6 protein-coding genes are annotated in these 10,089 nt (G+C 76.4%); all 6 read right to left on the bottom strand.

All coding sequences use genetic code 11. The features are described from left to right. Positions 1-73: 73 nt before the first annotated feature. Genes ACFYM0_RS10365 through ACFYM0_RS10390 form a run of 6 tightly spaced genes read right to left on the bottom strand, consistent with a single transcriptional unit; the run spans position 74 to position 10,080 of the window. Entirely contained in the window at positions 74-1,075 is a 1,002-nt protein-coding gene (locus ACFYM0_RS10365) for a galactokinase (RefSeq protein WP_388498902.1), read from the bottom strand. Beyond that, positions 1,072-3,090 (bottom strand): methyltransferase domain-containing protein, encoded by a 2,019-nt coding sequence (locus ACFYM0_RS10370; protein WP_388498904.1) that lies wholly within the window; start codon positions 3,088-3,090, stop codon positions 1,072-1,074. Before ACFYM0_RS10370 ends, ACFYM0_RS10365 begins: the two co-directional genes overlap by 4 nt. Further along, positions 3,087-4,262 (bottom strand): glycosyltransferase, encoded by a 1,176-nt coding sequence (locus tag ACFYM0_RS10375; protein ID WP_388498907.1) that lies wholly within the window; start codon positions 4,260-4,262, stop codon positions 3,087-3,089. Before ACFYM0_RS10375 ends, ACFYM0_RS10370 begins: the two co-directional genes overlap by 4 nt. Continuing rightward, the gene (locus tag ACFYM0_RS10380; RefSeq protein ID WP_388498909.1) at positions 4,259-5,161 is read right to left on the bottom strand and encodes an alpha/beta fold hydrolase; all 903 of its coding nucleotides are present in this window, start codon (positions 5,159-5,161) and stop codon (positions 4,259-4,261) included. The genes ACFYM0_RS10375 and ACFYM0_RS10380 overlap by 4 nt, the downstream gene beginning before the upstream one ends. A gap of 7 nt (positions 5,162-5,168) precedes the next feature. Next, positions 5,169-5,519 carry an acyl carrier protein gene (locus tag ACFYM0_RS10385; RefSeq protein WP_388498912.1) on the bottom strand — a complete coding sequence of 117 codons (351 nt, stop codon included), beginning with the start codon at positions 5,517-5,519 and terminating at the stop codon, positions 5,169-5,171. After that, positions 5,509-10,080 carry a beta-ketoacyl synthase N-terminal-like domain-containing protein gene (locus tag ACFYM0_RS10390; protein WP_388498914.1) on the bottom strand — a complete coding sequence of 1,524 codons (4,572 nt, stop codon included), beginning with the start codon at positions 10,078-10,080 and terminating at the stop codon, positions 5,509-5,511. Before ACFYM0_RS10390 ends, ACFYM0_RS10385 begins: the two co-directional genes overlap by 11 nt. Positions 10,081-10,089: the final 9 nt, after the last annotated feature.

Here is a 10,089-nt window from a genome sequence, read left to right on the forward strand (position 1 = left end):
CCTCCTCGTGATGAGTGGTGGGCTGCTCGGGGTCGGTTCGGGTCGGGGCGATGGCCGGTGTCGGGCCCTGGTGTCACGCCTCGCGGCGGGCCGGTCCGGCGACGGTGATGTTCAGGAACCGGGGCACGGGCAGCCCCCGGTCGCGGAAGTCCTCCGCGACCGCCGCCCGGACCGCCGTCAGGCGGGCCTCGGGCAACAGGACCAGGACGCTCCGCCCTGGCCGCTGCCCGGGCGGCCAGGCGCTCAGGGCTCCGGCCCGCCGGGCGCACCCGACGGCCCGGGCCAGGTCGGCCGTACGGTCCTGCTTGCCGCCGGGGTCCGGCCGCAGGGCCAGCAGCACCAGGCGCGCCCCCGACCCGGCCGGGTCGAAGACCACGTACCGCTGGCGTTGCCGCCGGGCCTCCGGCCGCGGCACGCCGTGGCCGAGCAGCAGGGCCCTGCCCGGCCGGGCGAAGAGGGCCCCCCGGCGCAGGGCGTCGTCGCCGTCCGGGAGCGCCTCCGCCATGAGCCGGGCCAGCCGCACCCGGTCCGGGTCCTCGCCCGGCCGCGTGTGGACGTCGGCCACCGCGAGCACCACCGCGCAGTCGGCCGCCTCCTCCGTGGCCAGCCCGGCGGCCGCGGTGAGGGAGCCCTGCACGTGCAGGTCGGTCCCGCCCCGGCCGTACCCGGCCCGGGCCAGTGCGCGCAGCAGTGCGTAGGGACGGGCGGCCCAGGCAGGGGTGGCCGGCGGCGGGCCGGACAGGGTCAGCGGGAGGTCGCAGCCGTCCGCCGGGTGGGCCAGGGAGCTGAGCCGCACCAGGCCGTCGGAGCGCGGGGCAGCCGCGGCCGCGACCGGCCAGCCGGCTGCCGCGACGAGGCCCGGGGAGCCCAGGTGGAAGGTGTACGGGGCGCTCCAGACGGCGGCCGGGGGGCGGCCGTGGGCGGCCTCCAGGGCGTAGGCGACCAGGCGCAGGAGGGGGTCGGCGGTGGCCCGGCGGGCAAGGTCGCCTCCGGTGGGAGCCCCCGGGCCGGCGGCGGGGACGAGGGCGGGGACGGCGGCGGCGACCGGGCCGGGCTGCGCGCCGGGGCCCGTCACAGCTCGTCCTTGCGGGCGAGCATCCGGTAGGCATTGCCGCCGTCCGTGCGGCGGGCGGCGGCGGTGCGCAGTCCGTCGAGCACCGCCGCGGCGGCGAAGCAGGGCAGCGAGGCCAGCCGTACGGCGCCGGTCAGAACGCGTCGGCCGGTGGTGGCCGGTGGTCCCCAGGGGCGGTCCGGGTCGGGAGCCAGCCTGGTCGCGGTCAGCGCCACCGCGCCGAAGAAGTCGTTGCCCTGGTGGGCCGGCCCGTGTTCCTCGGCGAGGACGGTGAAGCCCCGGTCGGCCAGCGCCTCGCGCAGGTTCGAGGAGGGGATCAGGTGCTGGTGCTGCGGCTGGAACCAGGGCAGCCAGGCCGGACCGAGCAGCCGGGCCATCCGGGACTCGGGGTCGGGGAGTTCGATGGTGAGGTAGCCGCCGGGTGCGAGGACGGCGGCCGCCGTGTCCAGTTCGGTGAGCGGGTCCCGGGTGTGCTCCAGGTAGTGGTACATGCTGACCACCTCGTACTGGCCGGCCAGTTTGACCGCGAACTCCGGGAACTGGCCCTGGTAACCCGTCTCCACCCAGCCGCGCCGCTCGGCCTCGCGGACCCCGTCGCCCATGTCCAGCCCGTCGAAGCGGGTGTCGGGCCAGACGGCGCGGGCCGCGTTGCAGAAGTGGCCGTGTCCGGTGCCCACATCGAGCCAGGACACGGGATCGGTGTGCGGCCGGAGCATTTCGGCCCGGCCGCGGTAGGCGGCGCCGAGCCGGCCGAAGACGGTGGCCGCGCCCTCGCCGCCGCGGCCGTCGTAGAAGTCGCGGTAGTAGAACTCCAGTCCCTCCAGGGAGAGCCGGGGGTTCTGGAACACGTGCCCGCAGGCTCCGCACTGCTCCAGGGCGAACCGGCCGGGCTTGCCCTGGAGCATGTCGGGCACCCGGACCCGGACGCCGAGCTGGAGGGAGCCGCACCAGGGGCAGTCCGGCCGGCGCGGTTCGAAGAACCGGTCGGTCCCGGCGGCCAGGTCGGCCCGGTACGCCTGGACGGAGGCGGCCGGGAGGGAGCCGGCCTGGACGGAGGCGGCCGGGAGGGGGGCTGCCGCCACGGACTCCGATCGGGCGGCCTCGGCCCGGACCGGGTCGGCCCGGACCGGGTCGGCCCCCGGCGTACGGGGCGTCGCGGCGACCGTGCTCAGGGCCGCGCCGAGGGAACGTACGGGCCGGGCGGCCGTGGCCCGGGCGAGGTCCGCGGGACGCAGCGGTGTGCCGGGCCGCCCGAGGGCGAGATAGGGCTGGATCCAGTAGAGCCCCGCCGCGGCGGCCCCCCAGCGTCCCTGGCGTACGGCCACCCCCGCCAGCAGGGCCAGCCCGGCGAGCTGCGCGGTGGCGAGGGCGAAGGGCGGCAGGCCTTGGGCCCGCAGTTCGGCCGCCCGCGCCGGTCCGCCGGCGCCGGCGAGTGGTCCGCAGCTCAGGGCGGGTGCGATCGCCAGTCCCGTGGCGTCGGCGGCGTACCCCTTCACGCGCCGGATCAAGGTCATGAGTTCCGCCGGTGTGGCGTCGGGCCCGGCCGGGTCCACCCCGGCGCGGGCGAGCACCTCCTCGGTGACGAGCACGGCGAACCCGGCGCCGCGCCCCTCGCCGAGCCGGTCCTGCCGGTATCCGGCCGGGTCGACCAGGCGCAGCAGGCTGAGCACCCGCTCGGCGGGCAGGTCTCCCGGCAGCAGGTCCAGTACCCGCAGCCCCTCCCGGTCGGCGTGCGCGCAGGCGGCGAGGAAGGTGGCCGCGTCGGGCTCCACCCCGGCGGCGGTGAGCAGCCGCCACCCGGCGGCGCGCGGTACCCCGGCGTCCGCGTACGCGGCCATGGGCAGCACCGGGACCGCCCGCAGCCGGCGGGCCGCGCGGACGGTGCCCGCGCCGAGGGCGGCGAGCAGCAGGGCAGAGGTCCACCGGAGGCCGGGCGGGAGGAGGGGCCCGGAGAGGCGAACGGAGAGACGCGCCGAGAGGGGAATCGGGGCGGGGGAAGGGAGCGGGGAGCGCGTCATACGAGTTCCTCCAACCGGTCGGCCGCGGCGGCGGCCCCGCCGGCCGCGGCGAATGAGGCCTGGATCCGCCGGGCGCCCCGACGGTGGCCGGGTTCGTCAAGGACGGCCGTCAGCGCGTCGCGCAGTTCCTCGGCCCTGGTCCTGCCGAACCGCACCCGCACCCCGGCCCCGGCCTCCACGACCTGCCGGGCGACGATCGGCTGGTCGTCGCGGATCGGGGCGACCACCAGCGGCAGTCCGTGCGCGAGGGCCTCGCAGACGGTGTTGTGGCCGCCGTGGCAGACGACCGCGTCCAGGTGGCGCAGCAGCTCCAGCTGCGGGACGCTGTCGCGCAGCAGTACGTTCCCGGGGACGGCCCCGACCAGTGCGGCGGGGGCCACCAGGACCAACTGGACTTCCTTGTCCAGCCGTTCGGCGGCTCCCAGCACCGCACCGTAGAACCGGCCCCCGGCCTCCTGGTTGAGGGTTCCCAGTGAGACGAGCACCCGGCGCCGCTCGGGGTCCAGCCGCTCCCAGGGGAATCCGGGAAGGGACGGCCGGGCCCCGAAGGCGGGACCGACGAAGGCGTAGTGCGGCGGGAACTTCCTTTCCCAGCCGACCAGTTCGCGGCTGGAGAAGACCAGGACGAGCCGCTCCGAGAACCGCGGATCCCACGGCCCTGCGGCCGGCTCGGGATCGGCCCCGCACTCCGCCAGCAGTCCGGCGATCTGCGCGGCCACCCACTCGCCGACCTTCGGGAAGTCCGCGAAGGGAAGGGTGAGTTCGGCCGAGGTGCTGGCGGAGGTCACCCAGGGCACACCGAGCCGCCGCGCGGCCACCGGGCCGGCCAGGGCCTGCTGATCGGCTACGACCAGGTCCGGCCGGAAGGCGCCGACCGCCCGCACCACGCCGGGGAGCATCGCCCTGGCCAGGGGGACCAGCGCCTCCTCCCAGAGGAACCGCAGCGCCCCGACCCCGCGCAGATCGCGCCAGCGGGCGTGCATCATCGCGTAGTCGCCGCCCGCCTCCGCGCCCGCGGAGAGGATCCGGGCGTGCTCGGGCAGCAGCCGTGCCAGCGCCCCCGGCGGGCCGGTCCAGGCAACCTCGTGGCCTCGGGCGGCCAGTTCGCCGCCGACCGCCACGGTCGGATTGACGTGCCCCGCGAGCGGCGGCACCGTGAAGAGCACCCTCATCGGACCAGCGCTCCCGCCCGCGGTCGCACCGTCGGCGTCGTGGCCGCCGCCGTCGCCGTGCGCGCCCCCGCCGTGGCCGTGTCCGTTGCCGTGTCCGTGTCCGTCGCCTCGAGGTGGGCGAGTACGGCCGCTCGCAGCGCTCCGCTGTCCTCCTTGAGCACGTCGTGCCCGAGGCCCGGCAGGATCTCGACGGCGGTGACGTGCGGGGCGTGCCGGGCCAGTTCCATGGCCCCCGGGACCAGTTCGGAGTGTTCGCCGCAGACGATCAGGACGGGGCAGCGCAGTGCGGCGTAGTCGGCCGGGGTGAAGGTGCGGCTCGCGGCGATGTCGTCGATGAGGGTGGTGCGGTTGAGCAGGTCGTCGGCGATGGCCGTGAGGTTGGCCGCCTTGCGCAGCCGCAGGGTGAGCAGCTCGGCGGGTACCGCGCTGTCCTCCAGGCTGAGGGCGGCCGCCGACAGGGTGTCCACCATGTTGTCCACCCAGGCCCCGCTGAGCGGGGGTTCGAGCAGGGTGAGCCCGGCGACCAGGTCGGGCCGGGCGAGGGCGGCGTGCAGCGCCAGGGTGCCGCCGTAGCTGTTGCCCACGAGGTGCACCCTGCGGTGTCCGAGGCCGAGCGCGCCGAGCAGGGCGAAGAGGTCCCGTACGGCGGTGCGGCTGTCGTATCCGGCGGCCGGGCGCTCGGTACGGCCGTGGCCGCGCAGGTCGTAGAGGACCGCCTCGTGCCCGCCCCGGGCCACCGGGACGGCCAGGGGGCAGTAGAAGGAGGAGAGGTTGTCGACGACCAGTCCGTGCAGGAACACGACCACGGGGCGGTCGGCGGCGTCGGGGCCGGCGGCGTGCACGGCGGCCGGGAGCTGTTGGACGTGGAAGCGGACGGTGCCCGCGGTGACGAAGGCCATGGCGGGATCAGCCGTCCGATCCGGTCGCGGCGGAGGCGCGGGCGGCGCTCGCCGGGGCACGGGTGCGGGTGGAGTGCGTGAGGGAGGCATGGGTGATCCGGCCGATGTGCGTGACGAGTTCGCCCACGGACATGGCGAGGATGCCGTCCATGTCCTTCTCGGACAGGAAGCCCATCAGGTCGACTTCGGCGCCGTAGCGGTGGTGGAGGAGTTCGGCGAGGGCGACGAACTCGATGCTCTCCAGGGCGAGGTCCTCGTTGAACGTCGTCTTCATCGTGACCTCGTCCGCGAGGAGGTGCTCGTCACCGACGATCTCCACGAGCATGCCGGTGATCTCGGCGAGGATGTCAGCTGCCATGACTGGTCTCCGTGAGGTGGAAGGGGGCGGGGGACGGGGTCGCGGGCCGGACGGTCCAGGCGACCGCGTGGTCGGGGTGGGCGAGTGGCGCGTCCGCGAGCGCGAGCAGGGTGGTGCGCACCGGATACGGGTGTCCGTCCGGGGAGAGCACCCTCAGCTCGCCGGAGCCCGGGTCGCCGGTGGTACGCCAGTCGCGCGGGCGTCCCGCGAGTCCGGTTCCGGCGGCTTTGGCGGCCGCCTCCTTGGCGCACCACAGGGCGGTGAGCGCGGCCGGGAGTCCGGTGCCCTCCTGGGCCGCCAGCCGCTCGGCGAGGGCGAGTTCGCCCGGTGCGAGGGCGATGCGGATGAGCGCGTCGGGGTCGGTGGTCACCTGTTCCACGTCGATCCCGACGGGCAGACCGGGGTGGGCGAGGGCGACCGCGATCCGGTCCTTGTGGGCGATCGTCAGGTGGATTCCCCCGGCCAGGGCGCCCCCTGCGAAGGGCCGCCCGGCCGGGTCGTTGCCGATCGGCACCTCGGCGGGGAAGACCGGCCCGGCTCCGCCGTCCCAGAGCAGGTGGCGCAGCGCGTCCTTGGCGGCGATCCGGCCCAGCAGCCAGGGCGCCCGGGCGCGCGGCCCCAGCCGCTCGTAGGCCGCGCGCTCGGCGGCGCCGAGGTAGCGGCGCATCACCAGCTCCTGCGAGGCGGGGTCGGTCCAGCGGCGGCGGGCCAGGCACCAGCCCTCGGGGCGGGGTTCGCCGATGCCGCAGACCTCCGGGGTGAACTTCATCGGCCAGACCCGCTCGTCGGCGCCGAAGCGGCGGTACGTCCAGCCGTCGATCCGGGCCCACACCCGGCCGTCGGCCCGGAGCAGCTCGATGTCACCGCGCACGGTGACATCGCGCACTTCGCGGATCCGGGCCGTGGCCGCGACGAGCTCGTGGGGGGCGGGCGGGGGCCCCGAGAAACGGATGCCGTCCACGGTGGCGGGGAACACCAGCCGGTCCACGGGGAGCCGCAACTGCATCCAGTGCCCGAAGAGCTGTCCGGCGGCGTCGAGCAGCGCCCCCGGGTCGGGCAGCGCCCGCAGCACGCCCCGGATGCCGTCCGCGGCGACGGCCCGCACCTCGTGCACCCCGGCGAAACGGGGGCCGTGGAACATCCACCGGTCCCGGTAGAGGGCCTCGGCGCTGACGGGGGCCGGCCCGGGATCGTGCAGCGGGGTGGTGTCGGGGCCGGGCAGGGACGCGTAGCGCTCGCCGAGCAGGACGAACACGTCGGCGTACTCCCCGAGGGTGACGCGCACCCGCCCGGAACCGGCGGGCCGTACGGTGACCTCCAGGTCGAGGGCCGGCTCCACGGGGAGCCAGCGCAGGGCCCGTACCCGCTCGTAGCCGATGACGGCCAGGCCGGGCGGGGCGTCCCGCAGCGCGGCCTCGGCCGCCAGCTCCAGCGTCGTCGTCATGGGGACGACGGGGAACCGGTCGGAGTCCTCCGTCCATCCGTCGGGCTGCAGGTAGACGCAGTGGTCCCGTACGTAGGGCAGCGTGTCGAGGGAGAGGCGCAGGGTGTGGGTCCGGCTCCGGGATTCCGGCTCGGGTTGGGGCCGGGGCTCCGGCTCGGGCTGCCCTTCGGTGGGGATCGCGTCCAGGGCGGAGAGGAGCACCGGCCGGGGTTCCGCCGGCACCGGGGCGGCCGGGGTGGGGGCGGTCGGGGTGGTGGCCTGTGGCAGGAGGCCGGTCAGGGTGGCGCGCGCTGCCTCGCCGAGGCGGACCAGCGGCGAACCGAGGTCCAGGAGCACGGCTCGCCCGGCCGCCTGCGCCGCCGGAGTCCCGGCAGGCCCGGCAGGCCCGGCAGACCCGGCAGGGTCAGCGCAGGCCCGGTCCGGGCCTCCCGTTCCGCCGGCGGCCAGGCGGTCCCAGCGCGGGGCGTGGCCCTCGGTCCACAGGGCGGCGCAGGTGCGCCGCAGGGCGGCGAGGCCGGTGAGCCGCGGTGAGGAGGCCGCCACCGAGAAGTGGGGGCGGTCGCGCAGGGTGTCTTCGACGAAGCCCGGCAGGCTGCCCGGGCCCAGCGTGACGAAGCCCCGGACGCCCGCGTCCTCGTACAGCCTCCTCGTCAGCTCACGGAAGCGGACCGGCTCCAGCAGATGGCGGACCACGAGCTCGCGCACTGCTTCCGGTTCCGGGGGGAACGGCGCGCACGTGGTCGCCGACCAGAGGGGCAAGGTCCCGGGCTGGAGGGGCAGCCGGGCGAAGGCGGCGCGGACCTGGCCGAGGTAGGGCTCCCACATGGGCGTGTGGAAGCCCGAGCGGAAGGGGAGTTCCTGGCCGAGGACACCCTCGGCCTTCAACCGCTCGAGAACGGTGGCCACTTCGGCGGGAGCCCCGCAGACGACCGACTGGTGCGGACAGTTGTCGTGGCTGACCACCACGCCGTCCAGTCCGTGCAGCGCGGCCTCCGCCCGCCGGGTCCCGCATCCCAGCGCCGCGTAGACCAGGTCGGGCACCTTCACCGAACCGGGTCGCAGCGAGTCCAGGAAGGTGTCGGCCGCGTCCTGCCGGTACATCCCGGCGGACACCATCGCGGCCCACTCCCCCAGGCTGTGGCCCGCCAGCACATCGGCCCGGATGCCGAGTTCGGGCAGCACCCGGGCGAGGAAGCGGCCCGTCGCGATGGCGTCCAGGGCCCGCTCCGTCAGTTCCTCGCCCCGGGTCAGCCGGGGCCGCTCCAGCCCGAGCCGGTCCGCGACGTCGTCCAGCGCCGGGGCGAACTCGGGCTCCAGGCCGGGGAACAGGAAGGCGAGCCGGCCTCCCAGCGGCTCGGGCGTGAACCACACCTCCCCGCGCCCCCGCCACGGCCTGCCGCGCGCCACCACCTTCGCGGCGAGCGCGAGCCGCTGGGGCGTGGGACCGACGACGGCGAGCCGGCAGGGCCCGTCGCCGCCGGACACCGGGGAGCCGGATGCGAGCCGGGCCGACAGCTCGGCCGCGCCGGAGGCGGCCAGCAGCAGCACCTCTTCCCGCGCGGGCGCCCCCACCGGGGCGGCCGGGCCGCCCACGGGCAGGAACCGGCGTACGGGCGCCGCCGGTCGAGCGGGCGCCGACAGGCCCGGGGCCGTGGCGCGGCGCGCGGCGCCCGGAGCCTCCTCCAGCACCACGTGCGCGTTGATGCCGCCGAAGCCGAAGGCGTTCACCCCGGCCCGGCGCGGCGCCGGCCCGCGTTCCCACGGCTGGGCCGCCGTCACCGGCCGCATCCGGGTCCGGGCCAGGCCGGGGTGCGGCTCCTCCAGGTGCAGGGTCGGCGGCAGCACGCCCTCGTACACCGCGAGCGCGGCCTTGATCAGCCCGGCCATGCCGGAGGCCTGCATGGTGTGGCCGAGCATGGACTTCACCGAGCCGAAGCCGATCGCGTTCCCGCTCGCGTTCCCGGCGTCGAGGCCGGCTTCGGGGCCGGAATCGAAGCCGGTGCCGTGGCCCGCGCCGCCGCCGCGGGACAGTCCGAAAACCTGGGCCAGGGTGTCCAGTTCGGCCGTGTCCCCCACCGGAGTGCCGGTGCCGTGCGCCTCCAGCAGCCCCAGTGCGCCGGGCGCCCGCGGATCGAGACCCGCTTCCCGCCAGGCCCGTTCCAGCGCCCGTACCTGGCCGGCGACGAGCGGGCTCATCAGGCTCGCCGCCCTGCCGTCCCCGGCCACGCCGGTGCCGCGGATCACCGCGTAGATCCGGTCGCCGTCCCTCTCCGCGTCGGCCAGCCGCTTCAGCAGCACCACCCCGGTGCCCTCGGAGAGAAGGGTTCCGTCGGCGCGCCGGTCGAAGGGACGGATCCGCTCGCTCGGGCTCAGGGCTCGCAGCTGCGTGAACACGCTCCACAGGGTGGCGATGTGGCAGTGGTGCACCGCTCCGGCGATCACCGCGTCGCAGCGCCCGCCGGCCAGCAGCCCCACCGCCTGGTCGACCGCCAGCAGGGAGGAGGCGCAGGCCGCGTCCAGGGTGTAGGCCGGTCCGTGGAAGTCGAGCCGGTTGGCGGTCCGGGCGGCCGTGAAGCTCGGCACGAGTCCGATCGAGGCGTCGGGCCGCTCGGGACCCAGCGCCTCCTGGAATGCGGAGCGCACGGCGGCGATCCGCCGCTCGCCGAGCTCCGGCGCCAGCTCCCGCAGGGTCTGCGCCAACTGGTGTGCCGTACGCACCCGTTGGTCGAGCCGGGCGGTGGCCACGCCCATGAAGCCGCCGCGCCCCAGCACGATCCCGATCCGCGAGCGGTCGGCGGGAAGGCGGCTCTCTCCACCCGCGTCGGCGATGGCCTCGGCCGTGGCGTGCAGGGCCAGCATCTGGTCCGGCTCGGCCCCTTCCACGGTGGCCGGCATGATGCCGAACCGGGTCGGGTCGAAGGCCGCGAGCCCGTCCACGAATCCTCCGCGACGGCAGTAGAACCGGTCGCCGGAGACCGGCCCGGCGGCACCGCCCGGGTCGTAGTACACCTCTGGATCCCAGCGCCCCGGCGGGACGTCGCCTATGCAGTCCGTGCCGGCCAGGAGGTTGCGGCGGTAGGCGGCGAGGTCCGCGGCGCCCGGGAACACGGCACCCATCCCGACGAT

The sequence above is a fragment of the Streptomyces sp. NPDC006487 genome (assembly GCF_042870555.1).
In the GTDB taxonomy this organism is placed as follows: Bacteria; Actinomycetota; Actinomycetes; order Streptomycetales; family Streptomycetaceae; genus Streptomyces.